The following is a 26,799-nucleotide window of genomic DNA, read 5'->3' as shown; positions in this document are numbered from 1 at the left end:
CGCGACCCTGCGCACGGCCGGCGCCGTGCTGTGCTGAAGTGTGATCATCGTGCCCCTCGTGGCGGTGGGCCCCGGCTATCGGAGGTTTGTTATAGATGACACGCAAGGCGAGGGCCCTCTGGTTCACCTCATCGGGAAAAAGTGAGATCCGATCGGTCGTCCTGCCCGAGCCCGGGCCGGGTGAAGTCCTCGTGCGCACCTTGTACTCGGGCATCAGCCGGGGTACGGAAACGCTGGTGCTGCGCGGTGGTGTGCCGGAGAACCAGCACGACGTGATGCGGGCACCGTTCCAGGAGGGTGACTTCCCGTGGCCGGTCAAGTACGGCTACCTCAACGTCGGTGTGGTGGAACAGGGTCCGCTCCTGGGCCGCACGGTGTTCTGCCTCTATCCACATCAGACGCACTACGTGGTGTCGGCCGACGCGGTGACGCCCGTGCCGGACGCGGTGCCCGCCGCGCGCGCGGTGCTGGCGGGGACGGTGGAGACGGCGGTGAACGCGGTGTGGGACGCGAAACCGTTGATCGGTGACCGGATCGCGGTGGTCGGCGGCGGGATGGTCGGGTGCAGTGTGGCCGCCGTGCTCGCCCGGTTCCCCGGCGTGCGGCTGCAACTGGTCGACGCCGACCCCGGCCGTGCGTCGGTGGCCGCCGCGTTGGGCGTGGCCTTCGCATTGCCCGAGGAGGCTGAGGGTAACTGTGATCTCGTCGTGCACGCGAGTGCGACCGACGCGGGGCTGGAGCGGTCGTTGGCGCTGCTCGCGCCGGAGGGGCAGGTGGTCGAGCTGAGTTGGTACGGCGACCGCCGGGTCAGCGTGCCGCTGGGCGAGTTCTTCCACTCCCGCAGGCTGCGTCTGCGCAGCAGTCAGGTGGGCGTGGTCGCGCGGCCGGACCGGACGTACGCCGAGCGGATGTCCCTTGCTCTGGATCTGCTCGCCGATCCCGCGTTCGACGCGCTGATCACCGGTGAGAGCCGGTTCGACGACCTGCCGGACGTGCTGCCGAGGTTGGCCAGTGGCGAACTCCCGGCCCTGTGCCACCGGATTGGTTACGGTCCCGGGCATGTACCTGCCTGACACCACCGAGGACGTGCGGGCGCGTGCGGCGACCGTGGCCGTGCTGCCCGTCGGCAGCCACGAGCAGCACGGCCCGTACCTGCCGTTGGCGACGGACACGGTCATCGCCTGCACGATCGCGCGGGCGATCGCCGACGCGCACCCCGTGCAGCTGCTGCCGCCGATCACGATCTCGTGCTCGCACGAGCACGCCGACTGGCCGGGCACGGTGAGCATCTCGGCGCGGACGCTGTACTCGGTGGTGCGGGACGTCGCGGACTCGTTGCGCCGGTCCGGCGTGCCGCACTTGGTGCTGGTCAACGGGCACGGCGGGAACTACGTGCTGTCGAACATCGTGCAGGAGTCCGAGGGGATGGCGTTGTTCCCCGCCAGCGGCGACTGGGCCGTGGCGCGCGCTGCCGCCGGCCTTAAGACCTCGTCCCGCAGCGATATGCACGCGGGCGAACTGGAGACCTCCATCCTCCTGCACGCCCACCCTGAGCTGCTGAAATACGGTTACGAGACGAGCGACCACCTGGCCGACGACCGGCCGCACATGCTCACGTTGGGCCTCGCGCCGTACACGTCGTCCGGGGTGATCGGCCGTCCTTCGCTGGCGTCAGCCGACAAGGGCCGGGACCTGCTCGCGGCGCTGGTCGAGTCGTTCGGTCAGTACCTCGCGGTGTTCTGAGGTGCGGCGGAACAGCGTGAGGACACCGGGCAGGCTGCTGATCATCGCCAGCACCCCGTAAACGACCCCGGTCGTCAACCCTTGGGCCGCACCCAGACCCGCCGCGCCGAACGCCACCGCCAGGAACGCTTCACGCGGCCCGAAGCCACCGACGTTCACCGGCACGGCCATCACCAGCAACGCGAGCACGATCAGCGGGACGAGCCGTCCGATCGAAGCCTCCGAGCCGGCGACCCTGGCCGCGACGACGAACAGCGCCACGTGCCCGGCCAACGTCGCCGCCGACAGCAGCACGACCTTCGGCAGCACCTCGCGGTTCACCAGACCCGTTCGAGCGTCCGCCCACGTCGTCCCGAGCATCCGACGCACCTTGGTGGACCGCCCCGCGACCACGCCCGCTATTGCAAGCACGACCAGCCCCGTCACCAGGACACCCCGACCAGGCAGCTCAACCGGCACAGACTGGCTGAACAGCACCGCGACACCAAGCCCGATGAGCACCACCTGCCCCGCAGCCCGCTCGAACACCACCGCCCGCACACCGCGCCCCACATCACCGGCCTGCCGCCCGTGACTCACCGCCCGGTGCACGTCACCCAGCACGCCGGCGGGCAGCACCGCGTTGAGCAACAGCCCCCGGTAGTAGTCCGACACGGCCGTCCCAAGGGTGAGCGGCAGCCCAAGGCGACGAGCAATGACACACCACCGCCACGCACTGAGCACCGTGGTCAACAGCCCAATACCAAGCGCCGCGACAACCGACCACACATTGACCGCACGGAGTCCGTCCACAAACGCATCCGCACCCAACCGCCACCCCAGCGCCACCAGGATGCCGATCGCGCCGAGCAACCGCAGCCAAGGCCAGAGCCGCTTCACCGAGGCACCGCCAGCAGATCGGTGTGGTGCACGACCACGCGCGGACCGTTGTCGAGCTTGCGTCGCAGGTAGGCGGGGGCTTCGGCGGCGAGGCGGGGCTCCTGCTCGACCGCCGCGGCCACCCAGCCGCGCAGCCACTCCCCTGCCAGCGCGGCCTGGTCCGGCCCCAGCCGCCACGGGCTGGGGCTCGTCGTCACCTCCGCGCCCCGGCGTTCGAAGGCCTTGACCGCAGCCTCGGCGGCGTCCGGCCCGAGCAGCCGACGACCTGCCACTTCCCGCCGTTGGTGGGCGTTGAACGCGGCCTCGAACTCGGCGTCGGCAGGCTCCGCGTTCAACGGTTCGGCGGGGTCGAACTCGACCCGCCCCGCCACGGACAGCGTGAGCAGCGCCGGACACCCCGCGCCGACGCACGCCTCAGCCAGCCCCTCGACCTCGTCAGCCGTCAGCAAGTCGAGCAGAGCCGACGCCGTGACGAGTGACGTGCCGGCCAGGTCAGCGGCAGTGAGCGCGGTCAGGTCGCCCTCCCGCGTCTCCACGGTGACGCCCGTCATGCCCGCCGCCGCGATGCCGAGCAGACGGGGGTCGCGGTCCTGCAGCACCCAGTGCTGCGGACCGTCCAACCGCCCGGTGAGCCATCGTCCCAACGATCCCGTTCCACACCCGAGATCACGCACCACGAGGGGTGTCCGGTTCAGATCGATCTTGCGCAGCCGCTCGACCAGATCCACCGCGCGGGCGTCCGCATCGGCCTTCTCACGCAGTGCCAGCCATTCCGGGGCGAAGTCGCTCATGCCCGCAGACTAGCCGGCACCCTCACCAGTTCGGCCGCCGTTTCGTCCCATGTGGACAGCTCAGTGCGGCGGGTCAGAGCACGGCTGCGCAGGTCACGGCGCCAGTCCTCGTCGGTGAACCACCGGCGCAGGGCCTGCGCGAACGCGGTCACGTCGTCGGGTGGGAGGAGCAGGCCGCCGTTACCGAGTGCGTCGGGTACGGAACTCGCTATCACCGGCACGCCGCGGGCCAGTGCCTCGGTGACGACCATGCCGTAGGTCTCGGCGCGGGATGGCAGCACGAACAGGTCGGCGGTCGCGTACGCGCGGTCCAGTGGCTTGCCGGTGAGTGGGCCGATCAGGTCGATCCGGTCGGCTAGCCCGTGTTGGGCGATCAGGTCACGGACTGGACCGCCGGATCGCTCAGGACCGACGAACGCGCAGGTCCACGGGACGTCGGTGACGGTGGCCAGGGCTTCCACCAGCACGTCGTGGCCCTTGCGCGGAGTCAGCGAGGCGACGCAGAGCAGCCGGGACACGCCGTCGGTGCCGGTGGCCGGCGGCGCGGGGTCGGTGCCGGGGGTGATGGCGTGGACTCGGGCCAGGCCGTGGTGGCCGGCTAGTCGTCGTGCCGCCCACGGGCTGGTGGCCACGACGGCGCCGGCGGCGTGCAGGCACTCGCGTTCGGCGGCGTCCAGGCGTGCGGCAACCGAGGGTGGCAGGCCCGTCTCGTCGGCCAACGGCAGGTGCACCAGGACCACCAGGCGCAGCCGACCGGCGTGCGGCACGACCACCTCAGGCACGCCGCACGCCACCAGGCCGTCCAGGAGCACGACCGCGCCGTCCTCGATGCCGGCCAGTGCCTGGTCCAGCCGCGCACGGGCGGTGTGCGAGGGCTGCGGCCAGGTGCCGGGGATGGTGATCTCGCGCACTGCCGTGCCCAGCTTGGCCAGGCTCTGGATGACGCGGCGGTCGTAGACGTTGCCGCCGCTCGGCGACGTGGGGTCGTCCACGTCGCCGGGCAGGACGAAGTGGAGCGTCACAGCGGGCGTTCGTAGCTCGCCCAGGCGACGTGCGACTCGTGCAGGCTGACCTCGATGGCCGCCAGGCCGCGGGCGCCTTCGCCGAGCGCACCCGCGTGGACCAGGTCCGCGAGTTGGTCGGCGATGTGTTTGGCCAGGAACTCGGTCGACGTGTTGATCCCGGCGAACGCGGGCACGTCGTCGAGGTTGCGGTAGTTGAGTTCGCCCAGGACCGAGCGCAGTTGCTCGGTCGCCAGTCCGATGTCGACGACGATGTTGTCCGAGTCGAGATCGGCCCGTTTGAACCTCGCGTCCACTACGAACGTTGCTCCGTGCAGGCGCTGTGCCGGACCGAAGACCTCGCCGCGGAAGCTGTGGGCGATCATCACGTGATCACGAACGGTGATGCTGAACAGGGTGACCTCCGCCGAGTGAGCGAGCTACGGTGCAAGTTCCGGTCGAGCGTAGTGAACGTTGGACCGGTGTCGGGTGGACGAGGGAGCCGGATGCACGAGGAAGCCTTCAACGACCAGGACGTGGCGGAGTCCGACCTGGTCACGCGCCGCGGCACGTTCCGCGCGGTGGCGTTCCGGGCGGACGGGCACGAACACATGGCCCTCGTCTACGGCCGGACCAGAATGCGCGAGAACGTGCTGGTGCGCGTGCACTCGGAGTGCATGACCGGTGACATCTTCGGTGCGATGCGCTGCGAGTGCGGCGACCAGCTCGACGCCGCACTGGACCGGATCGTCGCCGAGGGCGCCGGCATCCTGATCTACCTGCGAGGCCATGAGGGACGCGGGATCGGCCTGGTGGCCAAGGTGCGCACGCACGTGCTCCAGGACGAGCAGGGCATGGACACGCTCGACTCCGCGACCACCCTGGGTCTGCCGGTCGACGTCCGGGACTACACCCCCGCCGCACGCATCCTGAAGCACCTGCGCGTGCTGTCCGTGCGGTTGATGTCCAACAACCCGGACAAGATCGAGGCGCTGGAGAGCCGCGGCATCGAGGTGGCGGCCCGCGTGCCGCACCTGATGCGCCCGAACCAGCACAACATCGGCTACCTCACCGCGAAACGGGACCGGCTGGGTCACGACCTGCCGCAGGTGGACGTGTTCTCGGCCGACTACCCCACCGCAGCGGACCGGTGACCCGGCAGTCGCTCTGACTGTGCACGGCGTGTGTGCGGGGCGTGTGGTGGCGCGTGCGAGGCTTTGCGACGCCGACGCCCGGTGCGTCATTTCCGCCATTCCCGACGAACAGGAGGAGCGAACGTCACCAAGTAACCGGTTCAGCAATGTAGTTGGGATTATTTCACCTTATCGCGAGTTCACCTCACGACCCGGAATCACCACGTGCTTCCCCGGTGACCAGGTCGGCGCCGTCCCACACGAATCGGGCGGTGGTGACCGCGTCGTCGCCGTCGCCACCGGTGATCAACTGGTGGATGGCGATGCCGTCCAACTCGCGATAGGTGCACCACTCGTGGTCGGAGGTGAGAACGAGATCCAGGTCCAGGGCCGACAACAGCTCGAACACCTGGCCGCGGTTGGCGCTGTCGACGCCGACGAACACCTCGTCCAGCAGGATGATCCGCGGCGCCTCGGACACCGCCTGGTAGTGGGCCGCCACGGCGGCGAACAGCGGCAGGTGCAGGGCGATCGCCTTCTCACCACCCGACAGCGCGCCGTGCAGCTTCCTGGTCAGCGGCTGCCAGCCGGAACCGTTGGCCCGGTCGACCTTCACCACGAAGCGGTGCCACCCCGTGTAGTCGAAGACCTGGCCGAGCTGCTGTTCCCAGCCGACCGCGGTGTCGTCGGCCTTCGCCTGCTCGATGCGGTCCCGGAAGAACCGGTGCAGCGACTCCCGGTCCGCGTCGGTCAGCCGCACCGGGTCCTTCAGCAGGAGGTCGCGGGCGGCCTTGGTGCCCGGCGGCAGGTCGGGTGAGACCTCCCAGACCAGCCGAACCGCCACTTTGGACGCGGTGCGCACGCGTTCGAGGCGGGCGTTCATGCCGTCGACCAGCTCGTGCGCCTGCCGAATCCGCGCGGCGAGGTGGCGACGGGTGTCGCCGGTCAGGGTCTTGTCGAACAGCTCCCGCTCCTGGCCGGTGATGTCCTGACGGCTCTGGTCCGCTTCCCGCCGCAGCAGGTCGAACAGCGCGGCGGCGCCCACCCGGACCCCGTCCACCATCGCGGAGAAGACCTGGACGTCCTCGTCGGAGTCCAGGTCGAGATCCGCCCGACCGCTGAGCACGGCACGACAGGCGTGCACCGACTCGGCCAACCGGTGCGCCGCGTCGCCGAGGTTCTTCGGGGAGTGCGGCAACGTCGGCCACGTCGCGGCGACGGCCCGCGCGGCGTCGAGGACCGCCCGGACACCGCTCGACGCGCCGCGGACCTGGGCGAACGACGGCAGGTCGGCGATATCGCCGTCGGCGGGAAAGCTGCCCCGGGCCAGGTGCCGGAAGCGTTCCGCGGCCAGGTCCCGTGCCTCGGCGGCACGGTCGCGCGCCTGCGCGTCGGTCACCCGCCGGCTGTTGAGCTCACCCAGGCGCTCCGCCAGCCCGTTGGCCTCCCCGCGGTTGGCGTTCGCCTGCCGCTTGAGCTCCACGAGCAGGTCGCGCAGGTCGGCGAGTTCGTCCAGCACCTGCCGGTAGTCGACGCCGATGGTCCCCTCGACCGCTTCCAGCGCGCCGCCGAGCCGGAGCGCCCGGGTTTCGGCCTCGCCCGCCTCCGACTCCCGCTGCTCGGCGATGGACCGGGATCGGCCGGCCTGCGCGGCGAGCCGGGCGGCCGTGTCCCGCGCGGACAGCAGGACCGCGTGTCCGTCGATCCACGCGTCGGCTTGCGCCCGGAAACCCGCCACGGCGGCATCGACGGCGGTGAGCGCCGCCCGGTCCGCGGGCAGGCCGTGCTCGGCCGCCACGGCGGTCAGCCCGCGCAGTGCCCGGTTCACCTCCTGCTCCTTCCCGGCCAACGCGTCCAGCGAGCGCCGCACCACGCCGTCCGCCGAGGACACCGCCGATTCCGCCCGGGTCAGCTCCAGTGCCGCCTCGTCGGCCCGCGCGTGGCCGGGCCGGCCGGCCCGCTCGGCTTCGAGCGCCGCCCGCCGGGAGGCCAGCGACCGCAACACGGCCGTGTGCTCCTCGATCACCGCGTCCAGCGCCGTGATCCGCTCCCGCAGCTCCGCCAGCCGTCGCTGCCGGGCGTTGCGCCTGGCCAGGGCGCCGATGTGCGCGGCCTCGTCCTTGTGCCAGGTGCCGCGCACGTTCGCCAGTCGCCACCCGCCGTCGGCGCCGATCGCCGCCGGGTGGCCGTCGGGCAGGCGCTCGCCGTAGGCGATACCGGCCAGCAGGCGGATCACGACGTCCGCGGGCACCGCCGCGTCGGTTTCCGGAACGAGGATGTCGGCGAGCGAACCACCGGGAGCCGCGGGCGCCGCGTCGGGAACGGCGAACGTGTCGTGTCCCTCGACCGCCCCGTCGTGCCCGACCCAGGCGTCCAACAACCCGGAGGCTTGGAGCGCGGCTTCCACCGAGGCCCGGACGTGGTCGGGCACGGCGTCGGCGAAACGGACCAGCCGCCACAGCGGCGCGCCGGTCAGGGTGGCGCGGTCGGCGGTGCGGGTCGGGGGCGGGTCCGGCGGCAGATCCTCGACGCCGGAGAGGCGCGCGATCTCGGCCGCGATCGCCGCCTTCTCCCGCTCGGCCTCGCGCACCGCCGACTCGGCCAGCGTCTCGTCCCTCGTGATCACGTGCAGCACCCGGCCCGCAGCGGCGTCGACCTCCGCCAGCACGGCCGCCTCCGACGCCACCAGGTCGGCCACGGCGTCGGGATCGGGGAACACGAGTTCACGGCACCCGGCCGCCCAGTCACGGACGGCGTCGGTCAGTTCCGCGAGCGCGGTGTCCCGGTGTTCGGCGGCCTCGACGCGGTGCGCGGTGGCCTCCGACAGGTCCTCCCTGGCCTCTTCCAGCGCCGTTTCCGCCTGCTGTCGGCCGCTCACCGCGCGGTCGTGCTCGTCCAAGGCCGCGCGAACGGACGTCACCTGCTCGGTTCGGGCCTGCACCGCCGCGCGCAGCAGCATCCGGGATCGGGACGTGTCGGCGGGGTCGTTGCCGATCTCGGCGGGCACGGCGCCGAGACCGACCCGGGTGGCGGCGGCCACGACCTCGTCGGCCATCGAACGCACCGCGGCCGACCGGGACTCCACGATGCCGGCGGCCGAGGCGGCCTCCTCCTCATCCGCTTCCGCCACTTCCCGGAGACGCGTGGCGTCCGCACGCCGGGATCGCGCCGTCGCGGACGCTTCCCTGGCCTGCGTCCGCAGCCGGTCGAGTTCCTGGCCCCGCCGGTACGCCTCGCTGTCGACCAGTCCTTCGATCCGGCCTTCGGTGTCGGCGATCCGGTCGTCCAGCGCCTCACCACGCCGCACGGCCTCGTCCTTGCGACGCGCCGCGTCCCGGTGTTCTTCCTCCGACTGCTTGGCGGCGTCGGCCAGCCTGCTCATCTCGGTGGTCGCCGAGATGAGCCCGGCAGACGCGGCGCGCAGCACCCGCTGGGCGTAGGCGCGCTGCTTCGCTCTGAGGTCCCGTGCGGCCTCGACCTCGTCGTCCAGCCGTTTGAGCTGTTCACGCTGCCGGTCCAGGCGTTCGAAGCCCTCCGCCAGCTCGCCGATCTCCGCTTCGCCCAGTGGCGGCAGCGCCTTCGACAACAAGGTCGACAACAACGCGGGATCGAGCCGCTGGGAGAGCTTCGGCGTGCGGAGCTGGAGCAGCGCGGTGATCAGCGCGTCGTAGCGCTGCTCGCTCAAGCCGGGGAACAGGGTCGAACGCACCGCCGCCCGGTAGTCGGCAGCGCTCTGGTGCAGCACGCCGTGCTCGCCCAGCGCGCTCTCCAACGCCTTCTTGGTGAGCGGGTGGCCGTCGGCCTTGAGCAACAGCCCACCCGGCTCGTCGACGCGTTGTCCGGTGGTGAAGTAGTCCGGGTGCACGGCGCTGGTGTGCTTGGTCGCGGCGAGCCGTGCGCCGCAGGTGAACCACCGCTCCGACGCGCCGTCGGTGAAGCGGAACTCCAGCCACACGTACCCCACCCTGGTGACGCCGGACGCGCCCTCTCCCATCAGGTTCCAGTGCATGGTGCGCTCGGACGTGCCGAAAGTGGACAACCGGTTGGCGCGGAGGTTGGCGTCGAACAGGAACGGCAACAGCAGTTCCAGCGCCTTGGACTTGCCGGTGCCGTTGGGCCCGCGCAGCAGCAACCGTCCTTTGTGGAACGTGAACACCTCGTCGTAGTAACGCCAGACGTTGAGGATTCCGGCGCGTTCGGGCACCCACCTGGGCACGGCTTCCGCGTCGGGAACGACGGCGGTGTGCGGCAGTTCGGTCACCGTCATGAATCGTCCCCGTCCTTGGTCGCGGTCACCGAGTACCTGAAGGCAGCCGGGCTGGCGCGGACCAGGCCGCCGTCGGATCGGATCAACCCGAATCCGCGGAGCACTTCCAGCGCATCGCCCACCAGCCGCGCGGCCCCGTCCTCGCCCCGGTAACCCTTGGCCCACTTCGGAAAGCGGCGCAGCAGCCCGTCGGCCTCGGCCAGCAGCTGCTCGGTGGTCACCGCGCCGAGGGCGGAGGTGATCGTGTCGAGCAGCAGCAGGGCCGCGACCTTGGCGTTGCCGGAATCGTCGGGGAACCGGGTGTCGGTGGCCAGGCCGTCCGGGTCGACCAGCATCACGCCGTCCGCCCGTTCCTCCACCAGGAACCCGGCCTGATCGGCGGCCCGGCGCAGCAGCTGCCCACCGGTCGGCGAGGAGAGGTAGGCCAGTTCCGCGGGCGTCAGCTCGTCCCGGTGCACGACCGGGTCATCGACCAGCTTGCGGAACACGGAGTGCCGCAGCCACAGGTTGCGCTGCACGTCGGACGCCGGCTCGTCCGCGCCGCCGTAGCGCCGTTCGCGCGACAGCCGGTGCAACAGCTCGGGGAAGCGCACCGGCACCTCGTCCACCGGCACAGCCGACTGCGACGCCCCGACCGGGGCCGAGAGCAGGCGCATGAGCAGCGTCGCGTCCACCCGGTAGAGCACTTTCGCGGTGGTGGACTCCACGAACGACTCGGTGGAGCCGTCCACGACCTCCACCGCGCCGACCGACTCCAGCAGGCGCAGCACGTCGACGAACGCCATCCGCTCCGCGCGGTTGGACGTGTCGAACGCCGGCACGACCGGGTCGGTCGCGGTGGCCTGGGCCACCCGGTCCGCCACCAGGCCGATGGTCGTGACCGGCACGCCCAGCAGTTCGGCGGCCACCACGCACAGCAGGGTGTACCGCCGTCGGTCGAACGGCGCCCGTCCCGCGCGGTGCCTCCGCGCCGGCCGGGTGGGGTCGGTGGCGACGCGCACCTTGCCCAGCCGCGCGTACCCCAGACGCGGCTCGACGACCAACGACCAGCCGCAGTAGTAGTCGAACCACTTCGCGATCGGCTCCCGCCTGCGGCGCACCAGGTCGAAGGCCTCCGCCGCCGACTTCGCGCTGATCAACGGCGTGGCCAGCAACAACCGGATACCCCGGGCGACCTCTTCGCGTTCGGCGATGACGAGTTGGTTGGCCAGGTTGCTCACCGGGCCGCCTCCCTCGACCCCGACGCGCCACGCCCGCCCACCACGCGGATCTCGACGTCGCAGTCCGGGCCGACGAACACCCCGCGCGGCGTGCGGAGGGTAGCCGGCGCCCGGTGGTCGTCCGCCGGCAGTCGCAGCAGGATTTCGACCCGCCCATCGCTCGTGGTCCCCCGACGGACGCCGTCGTCGTCGGGAGCCGTGGCCAGCGCGCGCCCGAGCAGGTCCAGCAGGCGTTCGAACACCTCGTGGTCCAGCCGCTCGAAACCGGACAGCCGCACACCGCCGCCGGTGTCCAGCAGGTCCCACGCGGCTCTCAACGCGGCCCGCTCGGCCCGCGCCTGGTCGGCTCGGGCCGCTTTGACGGCCGCCACGTCACGAACCCGGCCGGTGCGGCTGAACCGCTCGGTCCGGCCCGCGCTGCGCAGGAGGGCGGACACCTCGACGGGCGGCGCGTCCTCCCACCGCGCGGACGAGCTGACCAGCTCCGGATCGGGGTGGCCCAGGTGCGCGTGCCGCGCGGAACCCAGTCCGAACGCGGTCGACCACAGCAAGTGCGAGTCCGCCTCCGACGGCGCCACCGCGAACCAGCGGGCCAGCTCCCGGAAGTCGGCCACGGCGCTGGTCGACCGGCGCCGTGATTCGGTGATCCGGTCCAGCACCTGCAACAACGCGATGATCGCCCGGCGGGCGACGGAGAACAGCTGCAACACCCTCGGCGTGCTGCCGTCCACGGGCCGGAACCACGCCTGCAACCCCTCCCACCTGGCCCGCCGCAGCTCCAACCAGGCGGCGCCCGGGTCCTGACCGGGAACCGGCGGCAGTTCCGCGCCGAGCAGCGCGCGGTGGTGCAGCAGGCCCACCCCGTGCCGCTCGACCAGCTCGATCCTGGTGGCGATGGTGTGCGCCCGCTGCTCCAGGTTCTCGGTGAACTCCTGCAGGTAGGCCACCGTCGCGGCCTTCACCTCTCGGAACGTCTCCTGGTCGGCGCCCTCCGCGCGCAGCAGGCGCTGCAACTCGCCGTTGAACTGCCTGGTGTTGCCGCGCAACGCCTCCAGGTGACCTTCCAACTCGGTCAACGTGCTGAAGACGCGGCGATCGGCCGTGGCTGCGTCGGACAGGTGCCCGGCCAGCTCACCGAGCCGGTCGGCGATCGCGTCGAGCACGGCCGTCTGCAACGCCCCGGTCGAGGCCAGCACGCTCATCGCGTGCACCACACCGGCCAGCGCCGCCTCACCACGTCTGGTCAGCGAGTACTGGAGGTTGCGCCGTTCGTACTCGTCAGCGGTCCGGTAGTTCTCCGCGTGGTTCTGGGTGACGTCGAGCAGTTGCCAGGTCTTGAGTTGTCCCAGCGCGTCGGCCAGCTCACCGTCGTCCAGCGGGTCGAGCCAGCCGATCGAGCGCAACCTGGCGCGCACGTCGTCCAGGCCGAGAGCGGTCTCCAACCGTTCGTTGGCCTCCCCGAACGCGTGCAGGACCGCGACGTAGAGCTCGGCCCGCTCCCCGCTCGTGAACCGGAACATCTCCGGCGGCACGCGCATCCCCGCCACGCGAAACCTCCCTCCGCCGCCGGCCACCGTACGGCAGGCGTTCAAGAGCTCATCCGCAATCGTCGAGTTCGTCGGGTCCGTCAACGTTCATCGAGGTCATCGGAGTTCGTCGAGTTCGTCGAGTTCGTCCAGCAGCCGGGTGGTGACCCGTTCCTCGACGACCGCCATGCCCCGCTCCCGCATCGCCGCCGCGAGAGCGTCGTCCCACGGCGCCTCGGTGACCCGGCCGACAGCCGTGCCCGGCCCCGCCCCGGCCGACGCGGACAGGTAGTCGGCGGTGGTCATGCGCCACGGCGTCGCGCCGGTTCGCGCCATCACGTGCGCGGCGATGCGGAGACCCTCACCGTCGAAATCACCGTGGTAGCGCAACGCCGATCCGGCCGAGGACAACCCGCGCAGGAACGCGATCACCGCACTGCTCGGCCATCCCGAAGTGCACACGATCGGCGGACACCGACGACCGAACCGCGCCGTCGCCACGGCCAACACGCTCGGGTTCTCGAACACCCACACGTCCCCCGGCGCCCCTGCGAACGAGGTGGCACGCACCTGCGCGAGCGTCAGCGCCGCGACCTGCCCGGCATCGGCGCACACACCCAACACCCGACCGCCGACATCGTCACCGCCCAGGCGCAGACCCGCGACCAGCACGACCGACGACAACTCGTCCTCGACCACGCCCGCCCGTTCCCACAGTGCCCGTCGCTGCTGCGCGTCACCAGGCGGATCGACACCGTAGAGAACCGACAGGGCCCGCAGCACCAGGCCCGCGCAGCGAGTCCCCTCATCGAGGGCATGGGAATCGCCCAACACGTCCTCCGCCAGCACCGGCAGCGGAACGCCCGTCCCGGGCAGTCGGCCGACGACCCGCAACGCCCCGTCGAGTTCGGCCCGCGTCCGCGCCACGGACCCGCCGATCAGGCCGGATCTCCGGACCACGGCCACCCAGTCGCCCAGGACCGGTTGCCCGGCCACGACCTCGTGCCGCTCCAGCCAGTCCCACAACCCGGCTCGTTCGGCCTCGTCCCGCGCCCGCCGACCCGCTCGGTCGTCGAGTGGCCCGACGAGTGCGCCGACGACTTCGCGCGTATCGGCACCGACGGACGCCACCAGCAGTTCGTCCAGGGCGGCGAGGGAGACCGACGTGTACTCGTCGGGCAGGCGTTCGCTCCCCAGCAGGTCGGCCAGCGCGGCGCGTTGCCCGTCGTCCAGCGGGCCGACCTTGACCCGGCTGACCTGCCGTCCCGACGACAGGCGGTCGTGCAACGCCTGCCAGAGCGGCGCGAGAGCGGGCGAATCGAGTCGGGCGAACACGTTCACGCCTGTCAGGTTAGGGACCGGCCGAGATCTGTCGCCTCCGCACCCGCGTGCACGCGGTGATCTACGCCTACGAGCACGGCCTCACCACCGACAGGTAGGGACAGCCATACCTTGGAGATCAAAGCGCGCACGGTGGGTTCGGGAGTGGCCGGGCGGAAGAGTCCTCGGCATGGTTCTGGTGGGGGATTCGCGGGTGGCGACGGATGTCGTCTCGCTGACTGACGTGACGAAGGTGTACCCCGGTCGGGCCGGGGTGCGGGCGCTCGACGGGGTGACGGTCGGGTTCGCCAGGGGGTCCTTCACGGCGGTGATGGGGCCGTCCGGATCGGGCAAGTCGACGTTGCTGCACTGCGCGGCGGCGTTGGACCTGCCGACGAGCGGGCGGGTGGTGCTGGCCGGGCAGGACGTCGGCGCGCTGCGGGAGCCGAAGCTGACGACGGTGCGGCGTCGGCACGTCGGGTTCGTGTTCCAGTCGTTCAACCTGGTGGACGCGCTGTCGGTGTGGGACAACGTCCTGCTGCCGCAGCGGTTCGCGGGCACGCGGCCGGACAAGGCGTGGGCGCGCGAGGTGCTGGCACGGGTGGGGCTCGGCGGGAGGGAGCGGTCACGGCCCGGTGAGCTGTCCGGCGGCCAGCAGCAGCGGGTGGCGTTGGCGCGGGCGTTGGCCGGACGGCCGGAGGTGATCTTCGGCGACGAGCCGACCGGCGCGCTCGACCTGTCCACCGGACGTGAGGTGCTGGCGTTGCTGCGCGGTTTCGTGGACGACTCCGCCGCGACGGTGGTGATGGTGACCCACGATCCCGCCGCGGCGGCGTGGGCGGACCGAGTGGTGTTCCTCGCCGACGGCCGGCTCGCCGGTGACCTGATCGCACCCACGGCCGAGCGGGTCGCGGCCCGGATGACGGAGCTGACCCGATGACGCTCAAGCTGGCCATCGCAAGCGTGCGGCGGCGCCTCGGCGCGTTCACCGGGACGTTCCTGACCGCGTTCCTCGCCGTCGCACTCATCTCGGGCAGCGGGCTGTTGCTCTACTCCGTGCTCACCGCCGGACCGGGTGGGGATCGGTTCGCCGCGGTTGACGTCGTGGTCGCGGCGGATCGGTCGGTCGAGTTGACCACCAGGCAGGACAAGGGCGACAAGGTCAAGGTGAAGACCAAGACCGAACGGTTGGCCGGCGCGCAGCCGTTGCCCGCCGATCTGGTCGGCGCCGTTGCCGCGACGCCGGGCGTGGGCACGGCGGTGGCGGATACGGCGTTCCCCGTCGCGCTGGACATCGCGGGCACTCCGGTGCGTGCGCCGGAACGTGCGTCCGTGGTGGCCCACGGCTGGATCTCGGCTCCTTTGACCCCGTACGTCCTGCGTGACGGTGCTGCGCCCGCGTCCGGTGAGGTCGCGGTGGGTGCGGAACTCGGCTTGTCGGTCGGACAGGCCGTGCGGCTGACCACGAAGACCGGCGCGCGTGACGGCCGGGTGGCGGGTGTCGTGACCGGCGGGGTGCCGGGGCAGGCGGCGGTGTTCGTGGCCGATCATCAGGTCGGCGAACTGTCCGGGTTGGCCGGGCCGACGGCTGTCGCGGTCCGACTCGCGCCGGGTGCGGACCGCGACGAAGTGGTCGCCGCGCTCGAAAAGCACTCGGTGGCCGTCCACACCGACGCTGACAAGGTGAACGCCGATCTGCCGGGCGCGGTACCGGACTACGTCGGGGCCATCTCCATCTTCGGGTTCGTCCTGGGCATCACGGGGTTCGCGGCGGTGTTCGTGCTCACCGGCACGGTGTCACTCGCGGTCCGGCAACGGCTGCGGGAACTGGCCCTGCTGCGCACAGCTGGTGCCACGCCGCGCCAACTCCGCCGACTGCTCGACACGGAGATCGCCCTGGTCACGGCCGTGGCCACAGTGCCGGCACTGCCCGCCGGCGTCGTGGTGGCGCACCTGGTGGCCGAGAGGTTCCGGGAATTGGGCACGGTCCCCGCGCAGTTCACCGTCGCGATCAACCCGATGGTGCTGATCGCCTCCGCCGCACTGGGGCTGCTCGTGACCCTGCTGGCCACCTCGGTCGCGGCACGTCGGGCCGTGCGGATCTCCCCGACGCAGGCCTTGCGCGAGACGGTCACCGCCACCCACGGCAGTCGCGTGCCACGCATCCTGAGCGCGGCCGTACTCACCGGCGGTGCGGTCGCGGTGCTCGGTCTGGTGCCGTTGGGCGGGAACCTCGGCATGGGCATGGGTTTCGTGTCGTGCGCGCTGCTGCTGTGCGCCGCCGCCGCGCTCGGGCCGATCCTGGTCGGAGGCCTGACGGCGGTCGTGTCGCGGCTCGTCGGGCTGACCGGTGTGCTCGGTCGTATCGCCGGTGCGATGACCCGGATCGAAAGCCGTCGGGTCGTCGGTGTGGCGATCCCGTTGACGCTGATGTTCGCCATCAACGCCACCATGCTGCTCAACGGCGACATCCTCACCGAGGTGACCGTCGACCAGCAGGCCGCACGCACCGCTCCCGCGAACGTTCAGGTCTCCGCGACGAACGCGCCCGGCCTTCCACTCACCACCGCCGAAGAGGTCACCGCGCTACCGTCGGTCACCGGATCGGCCCTCACCGTCGGCACCAGGATCGTAGTCGACCAGGAGGGAAAGCCGGAGGACTACCCGGCGCAAGGGCTGCGGCTGTCCGGCGAGCGAGCGCTTGATCTCGGTGTTTCCGATGGAAACTTGGACGACCTGACCGCCGACGCGGTCGCGGTGAGCGGCCCGCTCGCCGAGCAGCGGAACTGGCGGGTCGGCGACCGTCCGACGTTCTGGCTGGCCGACGGCACCCGCACGACGTTGACCGTGGTGGCCGTGTTCGAGCACTGGCGCGGTTTCGGTGACCTGGTGCTGGACGCGGAACTCGTCGCGGCGCACGACCCGCGTGGGCTGATCGGAGCCGTCTACCTGCGGGGCGAGCCGGATCTGACGGCTTTCCCGATGCTGGGCACCGCCCGTGCGGGTACGGCGGAGGTGCAGAACCAGCAGGCGGCGTGGGAGCTGATGGTGGCGGTGTCGCTCAGCTTCACCGCGATCGCGGTGGTCAACACGTTCGCCATCGCCACCGGGGCACGGCGGCGCGAGTTCGCCGAGCTGCGGCTGACCGGTGCGACGTCACGGCAGCTGCACCGGCTGCTCGACCGGGAGGCGTTGATCACCGTGACGGTCGCGCTGGTGCTCGGCTGCCTGATCAGCGGGGTCGTGGTGGGCGCGTTCAGCGTGGCCCAGGACGGGCAGTGGCGGCTGTTCGCGGACCCGCTGCGGTACCTCGGGATGGTGGCGGGTGTCGGGCTGCTGGGGCTGGTGGCCGGCGCGGTGCCCGCCCGCTTCGTAGTCCGGCTGCGGTCCCTGCCCAAGCTAGGTTGATCAGGTGTTTCCGCGCGCGGCCAGAGGACTGGCGCACTTGCTGGCCGGTCTGGTGATCGGACCCGCGTCCTTCGTCTGGGCGGTGGTCACCACGCTCGCCACCGGCGTGCTGTCGTTCACCTACCTCGGACCGCCGGTGTTCCTGACCGTGACGTGGGTGAGCAGGCGGATTGCCCGGCTGGAACGGCTGCGCGCCGGGTGGGCGCTGGGTCGGGCGATCGGCGACCCGTACGAGCCGGTGACCGGGACGAACCCGTGGACGCGCGGCCGTGCGGTGATCCGTGAACCGGCGACGTGGCGGGACCTGGCGTGGCTGCTGCTGTCGGCTCCGGTCGGGGTGGCGACCGGGCTGGTGGGCGTGATCGTCGCGGTGGTGGAGCTGGGCACGATCGTCGCGCCGGTGTGGCTGTGGGCCGTGCCGAACCCCCGCCTCTACCCGGTGGCGGACTGGCTGTTCAACACCGCCGGCGGCCGGTTCGTGCTCACCGCGTTGGGGCTCGCCGCGCTGTGGCCGGTGTTGTGGCTGGTGGGCAAGGTGTCGAGGCTTCAGGCGTCGATCGCGGCCCAGTTGCTGGAGGCCGGGCCCCGAGCGCGGCTGCGGCAGCAGGTCAGCACGCTGCGGACGACCCGACTGCGGGTGGTGGACGCTCAGGCCGCCGAACTGCAACGGATCGAACGCGACCTGCACGACGGCGCGCAGGCGCGGATCGTGGCGGCGGGCATGACGCTGGCGTTGGCCGACCGCAAGATGCGTGCCGCCGGTCTGCTGGACGACCCGGCGCGCGCCGACGTGCTCACCGCGCGGCGGCAACTGGACGACGCGCTGGCCGAGCTGCGGCGGTTGGTGCGCGGGATCTACCCGCCGATCCTCACCGACCGGGGCCTGACCGCCGCGTTGACGGCGTTGGCGGGCGACGCTCCGCTGACCGTCGTGGTGGACGCCGCCGAGCTGGGCGAACTGCCACCCGCCGTGCAGGCGGCGGCGTACTTCGTGGTCGCGGAGGCGTTGGCGAACACGGTCAAGCACGCCGAGGCGGACGAGTGCGCAATCCAGCTGCGCCGGTCTGGTGAGCTGTTGACGCTGGTGGTGCGGGACGACGGCCGGGGCGGCGCGGACCCGTCCGGCTCCGGTTTGGACGGGTTGCGGCGTCGCGTCGAGGCCCTGGACGGCACGATGGAGGTGACCAGTCCACCCGGTGGCCCCACCACCGTTCTCGCGGAGTTCCCATGCGCATCGTGATCGCCGAAGACCTGCTGCTGCTCAGGGACGGTCTGGTGCGGATGCTGACCGACACCGGGCACACCGTGGTGGCGGCCGTGGACAACGGGCCGGACCTGGAACGGGCCGTGCTCGAACACCGACCCGATGTGTCCATTGTGGACGTCCGGCTGCCGCCGGGGTTCCGGGACGAGGGCCTGCGCGCCGCGCTGTCGGTGCGCGAGCAGGACCCGAAGGCGCCGATCCTGATCCTGTCCCAGTACGTCGAGCGCACGTACGCCACCGAACTCCTCGCCGACGGCAACGGCGCCATCGGCTACCTGCTCAAGGACCGCGTGACCGCGCTCGACGAGTTCCTGGACGCCCTCGAACGGGTGGCCGCCGGCGGCACCGCGATGGACCCGGAGGTGATCCGCCAGCTGTTCGCCCGCAACACCCGCGACCAGCGCGTCGCCGCCCTGACCGCACGTGAGCGCGAAGTCCTCGGGCTGGTGGCCCAGGGACTGTCCAACTCCGCCATCTGCGCCGAACTCGTCCTGGCGCCGCCGTCGGTGGAGAAGCACATCAGCAACATCCTGACCAAACTCGACCTGCCGCCGGCGGACAACAGCCACCGACGTGTGCGAGCGGTCCTCGCCTATTTGAACCAATGACACGCCGGGCGGCTTCACCCAATAGGGTCAACGGGTGCCTATCGCATTCGACCCGACCGGCTTCCAGCAACACGACCAGACCACCTGGTTCAACCCCGGCAACGGCGACCAGGTCACGCTCAACTACTTCGACCTGGTGCCGGACCTGCCCGCGTCGTTGGACGACATGCCGAAGCTGCGGCACGACCTGGCCGTCACCACCGGCGAGATCGGCTGCCTGATCGAAGCGCACCTCGTGCGACTCGGCGACGTGCCCGCGTTGTTCCAGGTGGTGAAGGTGCCGCTCCCGAACCAGCCGACTGGCCAGGCGTTCCTCGGTTCCTTCACCGTGCCGCGTGCGCAGAGCAGCGCCGTGCTGAAGCTCCAGGCGGTGGAGCAGGGGACGACCGGTGTCCGTGAGGCGACGCTGCTGGCGCAGGTCGGTTTCGACAACTGGGTCATGCCGCACCCGTACGCGCCGGAGGTGGAAGGACGCCTGCCGTTCCACGCCGGTGACGACCCCCGGTACGACCAGCAGTTCGGCAACCACCCGCTGTCCAGGGTGCGGGCGTGGGCCCACCACATCATCCGCACCGCCCGCGTCGACCCGCGTTTCGCCGCCCTCCCGCCCTTCCAGCCCGCCGGCCAGGCGCCCGACCCGGCCCAAGGCCCCGCACCGGCCCCCGACTCCGCCGCCCCGGCCGCGCATTCGGCACCGACCCAGGCCCCCGTCACGGCACCTGTGCCTGTACAGGCCCCCGACTCCGACTCCGCACCGGGCGCGCATTCGGCACCGGAACCGTCCGCACCGGAACCGTCCGCGCCTCCCGTGCCACCCGGCCCGGCGGTCGGCTCGACCCTGACCACGGTCGTCCCCGGCGTCCCGGTCGGCGGCTACCTACCGCTGTGGATCAACGACGAGTGCACGTTCTGGCGGATGACCGACCCGGACGCGGTGCTGGAAAAGCTCGCCCTGGGCGCACTGGCCCGCAGCCCGCTGACCGACCAGCGGTTCCGCGACCTGGTCGCCCTGGACGAGTCCTCGTCCACGATCATGCTCCTCAACCGCTACCGCTCCGAGGACGGCGGCATCGCCAGCGGCATGACCACGCTCACGCGCGTGACCGGCCGGGAAGCGCACGAAGCGCTGACCACGGACACGTTGCTGGAGGCGTTCCGCTGGATCGGCCGGGTCAGCGTCGCGGCAGCCCAACGAGGCGAGTGCGTGACGGTGGAGCCGGGCACGCACGTCGCCGACCTCACCGAGCCGTACGTGATGCTGGCCGTGCAGGAGCACGAGGGCCGCCAGGTCTCGATCGCCCAGACCGAACCCACCCCGCCCGCCGGCACCCCGATGTGGAACGGCATGGCGTCGCTGAACGGCCCGGCCACCCGCGAGACGATCGAAGCGGGCGGCCTGCTCTCCATGTACGCGATGAACGCGTGGGGCGAGCACCCGCTCCGCCTCTGCCTGACCTTCGGCCCGATCCCCCCGGTCACGCGCGTCTGACCCCGGCGGCGCACGGCGGCGAGGTCGACACGGCACCTCGCCGCCGTACCCGGTGACCGAACGATCGCCAAGCCCGATCCCCACGCGTCCCACCTCACAGCCGACCATTTGGGTGAGATGCCGAAGACGTGACACTCTGATGTCATACGGCCCGGATCCGGGCTGTTCGCCCACGGGACACAAATCCGGCTCCCGAGCACCGACCGGGCCCCGCAGTGGACGCCGCCTCTCACGGCACGGCTTCACCGTTCTCCGGCCTCACCCGCACCAACGCGGCGCTTCGCCCACACCACCCGTGTGGGCAGTGCGTGGCCGTCCCGACTCACCCCACGGGAGCTCGTCATCAGCATCTCCACTCCGCTGTCGCCGTCCATCGGCGCACCTCGCGCGCTCACCGACGTGTACGGCCCCGGTGTCGCCGTGTGCGCGCGGCCGGCGCCGGGCGCCGCGACGAGCCGGCACCGCAACACCTGTGACGCGCTGTCCGCCAGACCCATCGCCGTCGCCGGGGACGCCCCGGTGATCTGCTCCGCCGGCGGCACCGACCCGGCCCTGCTCGCCCAGCTGCGCGACGGCGGCCTCCCGGTCGGCCACGACCTGCGCGAGTTCCGCAGTGAGGCCGAGTTCGCCGCCCGCGTCACCGAGGTGATGGCCGACGGCCTGCTGATCTCGATGGAGTACCCGCAGCCGACCGCGCTGTGCCCGGACGAACGCATGGTCAAGACCGCGCAGCTGGTCGGCTACCTGAACAACAAGGCCAGCATCAGCACGTTCGTCGATCCGCGGTTCCACGCCCGGCGCAGTGTCGTGCAGCGCGTTGACCTGGCCGAAGCGGCGCCGGCGGAGAAGTCGTGGGTCCTCAAAGCCGCGACGAACGACGCACACGGCGGCAGCCTCGACGTGTACCTGCACCAGGCGGGCGAGCCGGTCGAGTTCCCGGCGTTCACCGACGTGCTCGGCGAGTTCGTGGTCGAGGAGTACCTGCACCTCGTGCGCAACTGGGGCATCCAGCTCTACGTCGGACCGGACGCCGTGGCCCGGCTGCTCGCCGTCACCGAACAACGCGTGGACGCCATCGGCGTCTACGTCGGCGGACTGTTCGGCCTGGTCAACCAGCCACCGGCGGACCTGCTCGCCGAGTGCCTGGCGATCACCCAACGCGCCGCCGACGTCGGCTACCGGGGCCTGTGCAGCCTGGACTGCGCCGAGACCCGGGACGGTCAGCTGGTCATGCTCGACCTGAACTTCCGGATCACCAGCGGCTCGATCCCGCTGCTGGCCCTCCAGTCGGTCCGCCCCGACGCCCTGGACGGCCACGCCGAATCGGTGAAACTGACCGTCGCCGCCCCACTGGCCGACCTACTGACCCACCTCCGCCCGGCACTGACCGCCGGCGGCGTCCTGATCACCTCCGGCCACGACACCACCCGCACCGACAACCCGGTCATGCTGAGCACCCTGCAACTGCTCGTCTACGGCAACGACCCGGACGACGTCACCGCCCGCCGCAGCGCGCTCGAAGCCCGGATCGGCCTCTGACCGGAAACACCTGGTGCACCGGCGGTAACGCCGGTGATCCGGACGGCCCAATTCGCGCTTGATCGGTCACCTCGCGCCCGAAACCGCCGATGTACAGGTCACAGGGTCGTCCACCACCAGGTGGACGGGGAGTTCCACCGGGGATTCACACGACGCTGTCCTTGCGATGGCGCGCGTCCGCGTGCGCCCGGATCGCCGCGATCGGCGCCGTCACCGCAGTCCTGGGCGTGCTGCTGACCGGCGTCGCGCACGCGGAGCCGCCGTCCAACGACGATTTCGACAACTCGACGCCCATCACGGCCCTGCCGTTCACCGTCCAGCAGGACACGAGCGAGGCGACCAGGCCGTGGACAACGAACTGATCGCCGCCACGACCACCGTCCGCGCCGGGGCGACCGGCACGATCTGACCCCGACGTCCGCCGGGGCGGCCCCACTCCCGCCCCGGCGACGTCAGGTCGACGCACGCACGACCAATTCCGTAGGCAGTATCGCCGCCGCCGGTGGTTCGCCCTGGATCTGTTCCAGCAGGAGCCGGACCATCTCGCGGGTGATGCGTTGGAACGGATGCCGCACCGTGGTCAGCGCGGGCCTGGTCGAGGTGGCGATGCTGGAGTCGTCGAAACCGCCTACCGCCACGTCCTCGGGCACCCGCCTGCCGGCGTCGTGCAGGGCGTTGAGCGCCCCCGCCGCCATGAGGTCCGACGCGACGAACACCGCGTCCAGATCCGGCGCGCGTCGCAGCAGTTCGGCCATGGCCGCCTCACCGCTCGCACGGCTGTAGTCGCCGTGTGCGATCAGGTCCGGCGTGGCCTCGTCGCCCAGCACGTCCCGGTACCCGGCGAGCCGTTCCACCCCACCGGGGGTGTCCACCGGACCCGTGATGGTGGCGATCCGCCGCCGGCCGCGCGCCAGCAGGTGTTCGACCATCATCCGCGCGCCGGCACGGTCGTCCGCCGCCGCGTAGGCGACCCGACCCTCGTGCCCCAACGGCTTGCCGCACGCGACCACCGGGATGCCGGCCTCGTACAGGTCGTGGATCAACGGGTTGCCCTTGTGCGAGGACACCAACAGCACGCCATCCACGTGCCCCGCCGCGATGAACCGGCTGGTGCGCTTGCGCTCCACCTCGGTGCCGGCGGTCATGAGCAGCACCGGCACGTCGAGTTCGGCGAGTTCCTGGGTGCAGCCCTGCAGCAAGATGCTGAAGTTCGGGTCCTCGAACAGCCGCGACTGCGGTTCGGCGAGCACGAACGCCACCGAGTGCGCCCGCTGCGTGACCAGGTTGCGTGCCGCCGAGTTGGCCACGTACCCGGTGGTCCGGACGGCCTTCAGGACCGCCTCCAACGCACCGGGGCTGACGTTGTGCCCACCGTTCAGCGCGCGCGACACCGTCCCCCGCGACACGCCGGCGGCCGCCGCCACGTCGTGGATGGTCGGCCGGTGCCGTGCCCTGCTGCGATCGACGCTCATGACTCCCTCATGCTTTCACCGCTCCGGAGAGCAAGTCGATGCGCCAGTATCGCTGCAAAGTCAGGAACAGAGCGATCAAGGGCAGCACCGACACCAGCGAGCCGGTGACGACCAGCGTGTACAGCGCGGGCGTGGTGTTGCCCTGTTTGAGCATCGTGTACAGGCCCAGGGTGACCGGGAACATGCCGTCGTTGGCCAGCATTATGTACGGCAACATGAAGTTGTTCCAGATCGACACGAACTGGAACAGGAACACCGTGACCAGCCCGGGGACCATCATCGGCAGCGCGATCGAGGTCAGGATGCGCAGCTCGCTCGCGCCGTCCGTGCGGGCCGCCTCGACCACGTCCTCGGGCACCGACGCGGCCGCGTAGATACGGGCCAGGTAGATCCCGTACGGGCTGACCACGCTCGGCAGCAGCACCGACAGGTAGGTGTCGGTGAGACCGATCTTCGACATCAGCAGGTACTGCGGGATGGCCAGCACCACGGCGGGCACCAGCACGCCCGCGATCAGGGCGTTGAAGATCAGCGCCCGTCCTCGGAACGCGTACTTCGCCAGCGCGTACCCGGTGACGCCGGACAACACGGCCGACAGCAGCGCGCCCACCCCCGCGTACAGCGCGGAGTTCGCCATCCACCGCCAGAACACGCCGTCGCGGTACCCGTTCAACTCGCCGAGGTTCGCCAGGAGCGACGAGCCGAGCGACAAAGTCGAGGTGGAGAACAGCTCGCCACTGCTCTTCGTCGCCGCGATCAGCACCCACGCCACCGGGAACAGGCAGTACGCCGCGCCCAGCAGCAACACGAACGTCGGCAGCGCGCCCAACGCGGACACGATCGAACGCAAGCGCGGCGACCGCGAAGGCGTCGGCGTCACGACACGGTCCTCGACCAGCACCGCGCTCATCGCTCACCCCCGAACGCCCGCGACCGCGTAATCCGCAGCAGACCGAACGAGATCACGAACATCACCAAGGCGATCAGCACGGACGTCGCGGCGGCGGAGTAGATGTCGCCGCGGCCGAAGGCGTCCTGGTAGACCTTCATCAACGGGGTCCAGGTGAGCGAGAGCGAATTGGTCAACGGGGCCAGCGTGGTCGGCTCGGCGAACACCTGGAGCGTCGCGATGATCGAGAACAACGAGGTCAGCACCAGCGCGGGCGCCAACAACGGGATCTTGATCCGCAACGCGATCTGCAACGGCGTGCAGCCGTCGATCCGGGCCGCCTCGTAGAGGTCACGCGGGATCGACCGCAACGCCGTGTACAGGACCACCATGTTGTAGCCGACCCCGCCCCACACCGCGATGTTGGCCAACGCGAAGTAGATACCGGTCGGCGACAGCAGGTTCACCTCGGGCAACGACAGCTCGCGCAACATCTGGTTGAACGGGCTGGTCCCCGGCAGGTACAGGAACCCCCACAGCAGCGAGGCGATCACGCCGGGGATCGCGTACGGCAGGAAGATCGCGATCCGGCTGAACCCGCGGGCTCGGACCCGTTCCTCGTCCAGCAGCAACGCGAACACCAGCGCCAGGCCCAGCATGGTCGGCACGAGGATCGCGCCGTAGCCGAACACCCGCAACGCGCCCGCGCCCAGTTCGGAATCGGTGAGCGCGCGCCAGTAGTTGTCCAGGCCGACGAACACCTCAGTGCGGTTGCCCAGCCCCAGCCCCAGCCCCTTGACCTCGGTGCGGAACAGGCTCAGGTAGACGGTGTAGGCGATGGGCAGCGCGAACACCAGCAGGAACAACACCACCGCCGGGGCGACGAAGGCGTACGGCGCCACTTTCGGCGCCGCACCACCCCGCCCGGACACGCGCATCGACGTCACGGGCCTTCTCCTCAGCCGCCGACGGTGAAGCCGTTGGCCTTCATGTCGTCCACGGTCGCGGTCTGCATCTTGGTCAACGCGGGCACCAGGTCCGCGCCGCCGCTGATGGCCTCACCCATGGCGTTCTTGTACGCGGTGTAGGTGACGTTGACGTTCGGCCCCCAGGTGAAGCCGGAGGACGTCGCGGCGATCTTCGCGGCCTGGGTGTAGAAGTCCGGTTGGTTCGGGAAGAACGCGGGCGGCTTGGCCTGCGCCTCCTGGGCCGAGATGGCCGCCGGGTAGATCGCGCTCTCCGTCACCAGGGCCTCGACGGCGGTGGGATCGGTGTTGAGCCAGACCGCGAACTCGGTCGCCGCCTTCTGCTTCTTCGAACCCGCGGTCACGGCGGTGGTGGAGCCACCCCAGTTGCCGGTGCGCGGCGCGGAGGCGTCCCACTGCGGCATCGGGGCCATCGCCCACTTGCCCAACGTGCTCTCCGCGTTGCCCTGGAGCACGCCCGGCGCCCACACCGCGCTGAGCCAGCCGATCTGGGTGCCGTCGTTGAGCGCCTTGTTCCACTCCGGCGTGTACATCGGGGTCTTGTCGACCGCGCCCTCGGCGATCAGGCCGCTCCAGTACTGCGCGACCTTCTTGGTGGCGGCGTCGTCGACGGAGACCGTCCACGTGTCGCCCTCGACCGACCACCACGACCCGCCGGCCTGCTGGACGAGACCGGCGAACCAGCCCGGGTCGTTGGACGAGAAGGTGCCGAGGAACTTGTCCGACGCCTTGGCCCGCAGGTCACGGGCGGTCTGCGCGTACTGGTCCCAGGTCGTGGGGACCTTCAGGCCGTACTGCTCGAACAGGTCGGCGCGGTAGTAGAACATCATCGGGCCGGAGTCCTGCGGCACGGCGTAGACCCCGCTGCCGCCCAGCGTCACCTGGTCCCAGATGCCCGGCGCGAACTTGTCCTTGGCCGACGCCGCGCCCTCGGAGATGTCGGCCAGCACGTCGTTGCTGACCAGGGTCGGCAGCGCCTGGTACTCGACCTGCGCCAGGTCCGGCGGGTTACCGCCCTTCGCGCTGGTCAGGAGCTTGGTCACCAGGTCGTCACCCTGGGCCTGCTTGCTGAACACGACCTTGGTGTCCGGGTGGCTCGCGTTCCACTTGTCGACCACCTTGTCGATGTTGGGCGCCCAGGCCCAGAAGGACAGTTCGACCGGGCCGTCGGCGGCCTGCTCGGTGCCACCGCCGCAAGCCGCGAGCAGGGTGAGGCCGAGTCCGACTGCCACGGCCTTCTTCGCGATGTCGAGTCGCATGAGGT

Annotated in this window: 22 protein-coding genes; 10 read left to right on the top strand and 12 right to left on the bottom strand. The window is 71.1% G+C overall.

Annotation, left to right across the window (positions count from 1 at the left end; genetic code table 11):
- Positions 1-95 precede the first annotated feature (95 nt).
- Together ALI22I_RS27065 and ALI22I_RS27060 are read left to right on the top strand one after the other, a co-directional pair.
- A complete protein-coding gene (locus ALI22I_RS27065) occupies positions 96-1,073 on the top strand; it encodes a zinc-dependent alcohol dehydrogenase (protein WP_077008372.1) in 978 nt (325 codons plus the stop codon).
- Positions 1,060-1,743: a creatininase family protein gene (locus tag ALI22I_RS27060; protein ID WP_077008371.1), complete on the top strand. Its 684-nt coding sequence runs from the start codon at positions 1,060-1,062 to the stop codon at positions 1,741-1,743. Before ALI22I_RS27065 ends, ALI22I_RS27060 begins: the two co-directional genes overlap by 14 nt.
- Here the strand turns inward: ALI22I_RS27060 and ALI22I_RS27055 are convergent.
- The 4 genes from ALI22I_RS27055 to ALI22I_RS27040 form a co-directional block, all read right to left on the bottom strand.
- Complete coding sequence (locus ALI22I_RS27055) at positions 1,672-2,535, bottom strand: lysylphosphatidylglycerol synthase transmembrane domain-containing protein (protein WP_238598615.1); 864 nt, start codon at positions 2,533-2,535, stop codon at positions 1,672-1,674. The two genes, ALI22I_RS27060 and ALI22I_RS27055, sit on opposite strands and share 72 nt — an antisense overlap.
- 83 nt (positions 2,536-2,618) lie before the next feature.
- Entirely contained in the window at positions 2,619-3,413 is a 795-nt protein-coding gene (locus tag ALI22I_RS27050; protein ID WP_077008369.1) for a class I SAM-dependent methyltransferase, read from the bottom strand.
- Complete coding sequence (locus ALI22I_RS27045; protein WP_077008368.1) at positions 3,410-4,435, bottom strand: glycosyltransferase family 4 protein; 1,026 nt, start codon at positions 4,433-4,435, stop codon at positions 3,410-3,412. The genes ALI22I_RS27050 and ALI22I_RS27045 overlap by 4 nt, the downstream gene beginning before the upstream one ends.
- Positions 4,432-4,830 carry a 6-pyruvoyl trahydropterin synthase family protein gene (locus tag ALI22I_RS27040; RefSeq protein ID WP_077008367.1) on the bottom strand — a complete coding sequence of 133 codons (399 nt, stop codon included), beginning with the start codon at positions 4,828-4,830 and terminating at the stop codon, positions 4,432-4,434. Before ALI22I_RS27040 ends, ALI22I_RS27045 begins: the two co-directional genes overlap by 4 nt.
- Positions 4,831-4,920: 90 nt before the next feature.
- Between ALI22I_RS27040 and ribA the strand changes: the two genes are divergently transcribed.
- Positions 4,921-5,568: a GTP cyclohydrolase II gene (gene ribA, locus ALI22I_RS27035; RefSeq protein ID WP_077008366.1), complete on the top strand. Its 648-nt coding sequence runs from the start codon at positions 4,921-4,923 to the stop codon at positions 5,566-5,568.
- 184 nt (positions 5,569-5,752) lie between these two features.
- On the opposite strand, the gene ALI22I_RS27030 is transcribed toward ribA, so the two are convergent.
- From ALI22I_RS27030 to ALI22I_RS27015, 4 genes are all read right to left on the bottom strand, one after another.
- On the bottom strand, positions 5,753-9,814 hold the full coding sequence (locus ALI22I_RS27030) for a TIGR02680 family protein (protein ID WP_077008365.1): 4,062 nt from the start codon (positions 9,812-9,814) through the stop codon (positions 5,753-5,755).
- Entirely contained in the window at positions 9,811-11,034 is a 1,224-nt protein-coding gene (locus ALI22I_RS27025) for a TIGR02678 family protein (protein ID WP_077008364.1), read from the bottom strand. The genes ALI22I_RS27030 and ALI22I_RS27025 overlap by 4 nt, the downstream gene beginning before the upstream one ends.
- On the bottom strand, positions 11,031-12,572 hold the full coding sequence (locus ALI22I_RS27020; RefSeq protein WP_077008363.1) for a TIGR02677 family protein: 1,542 nt from the start codon (positions 12,570-12,572) through the stop codon (positions 11,031-11,033). The genes ALI22I_RS27025 and ALI22I_RS27020 overlap by 4 nt, the downstream gene beginning before the upstream one ends.
- A 105-nt stretch (positions 12,573-12,677) precedes the next feature.
- Positions 12,678-13,901: a TIGR02679 family protein gene (locus ALI22I_RS27015; RefSeq protein WP_238598590.1), complete on the bottom strand. Its 1,224-nt coding sequence runs from the start codon at positions 13,899-13,901 to the stop codon at positions 12,678-12,680.
- 169 nt (positions 13,902-14,070) lie between these two features.
- On the opposite strand from ALI22I_RS27015, the gene ALI22I_RS27010 reads away from it, so the two are divergent.
- The 7 genes from ALI22I_RS27010 (at position 14,071) to ALI22I_RS26980 (ending at position 22,550) form a co-directional block, all read left to right on the top strand.
- Positions 14,071-14,820: an ABC transporter ATP-binding protein gene (locus ALI22I_RS27010; protein ID WP_077008362.1), complete on the top strand. Its 750-nt coding sequence runs from the start codon at positions 14,071-14,073 to the stop codon at positions 14,818-14,820.
- Positions 14,817-17,288 (top strand): ABC transporter permease, encoded by a 2,472-nt coding sequence (locus ALI22I_RS27005; RefSeq protein ID WP_077008361.1) that lies wholly within the window; start codon positions 14,817-14,819, stop codon positions 17,286-17,288. The genes ALI22I_RS27010 and ALI22I_RS27005 overlap by 4 nt, the downstream gene beginning before the upstream one ends.
- A 4-nt stretch (positions 17,289-17,292) precedes the next feature.
- Positions 17,293-18,528 carry a sensor histidine kinase gene (locus ALI22I_RS27000; protein WP_238598589.1) on the top strand — a complete coding sequence of 412 codons (1,236 nt, stop codon included), beginning with the start codon at positions 17,293-17,295 and terminating at the stop codon, positions 18,526-18,528.
- Positions 18,516-19,160: a response regulator transcription factor gene (locus tag ALI22I_RS26995; protein ID WP_077008360.1), complete on the top strand. Its 645-nt coding sequence runs from the start codon at positions 18,516-18,518 to the stop codon at positions 19,158-19,160. Before ALI22I_RS27000 ends, ALI22I_RS26995 begins: the two co-directional genes overlap by 13 nt.
- A 34-nt stretch (positions 19,161-19,194) precedes the next feature.
- A complete protein-coding gene (locus tag ALI22I_RS51220) occupies positions 19,195-20,649 on the top strand; it encodes a hypothetical protein (RefSeq protein ID WP_077008359.1) in 1,455 nt (484 codons plus the stop codon).
- A gap of 297 nt (positions 20,650-20,946) precedes the next feature.
- Positions 20,947-22,188: a hypothetical protein gene (locus tag ALI22I_RS26985; protein WP_077008358.1), complete on the top strand. Its 1,242-nt coding sequence runs from the start codon at positions 20,947-20,949 to the stop codon at positions 22,186-22,188.
- A gap of 161 nt (positions 22,189-22,349) precedes the next feature.
- Complete coding sequence (locus ALI22I_RS26980; protein ID WP_077008357.1) at positions 22,350-22,550, top strand: hypothetical protein; 201 nt, start codon at positions 22,350-22,352, stop codon at positions 22,548-22,550.
- Positions 22,551-22,640: 90 nt separating this feature from the next.
- On the opposite strand, the gene ALI22I_RS26975 is transcribed toward ALI22I_RS26980, so the two are convergent.
- Genes ALI22I_RS26975 through ALI22I_RS26960 form a run of 4 tightly spaced genes read right to left on the bottom strand, consistent with a single transcriptional unit; the run spans position 22,641 to position 26,794 of the window.
- Entirely contained in the window at positions 22,641-23,660 is a 1,020-nt protein-coding gene (locus ALI22I_RS26975; RefSeq protein WP_077008356.1) for a LacI family DNA-binding transcriptional regulator, read from the bottom strand.
- Positions 23,661-23,667: 7 nt separating this feature from the next.
- A complete protein-coding gene (locus ALI22I_RS26970) occupies positions 23,668-24,570 on the bottom strand; it encodes a carbohydrate ABC transporter permease (protein WP_077008355.1) in 903 nt (300 codons plus the stop codon).
- A complete protein-coding gene (locus ALI22I_RS26965; protein WP_077008643.1) occupies positions 24,567-25,487 on the bottom strand; it encodes a carbohydrate ABC transporter permease in 921 nt (306 codons plus the stop codon). Before ALI22I_RS26965 ends, ALI22I_RS26970 begins: the two co-directional genes overlap by 4 nt.
- A gap of 20 nt (positions 25,488-25,507) precedes the next feature.
- The gene (locus ALI22I_RS26960; protein ID WP_077008354.1) at positions 25,508-26,794 is read right to left on the bottom strand and encodes an ABC transporter substrate-binding protein; all 1,287 of its coding nucleotides are present in this window, start codon (positions 26,792-26,794) and stop codon (positions 25,508-25,510) included.
- Positions 26,795-26,799 lie beyond the last annotated feature (5 nt).

It is taken from the genome of Saccharothrix sp. ALI-22-I, assembly GCF_001984175.1.
Classification (GTDB): Bacteria; Actinomycetota; Actinomycetes; order Mycobacteriales; family Pseudonocardiaceae; genus Actinosynnema.
Note: the sequence above shows the minus strand (reverse complement) of the source record. Positions and strands in the feature narration are given on the sequence as shown.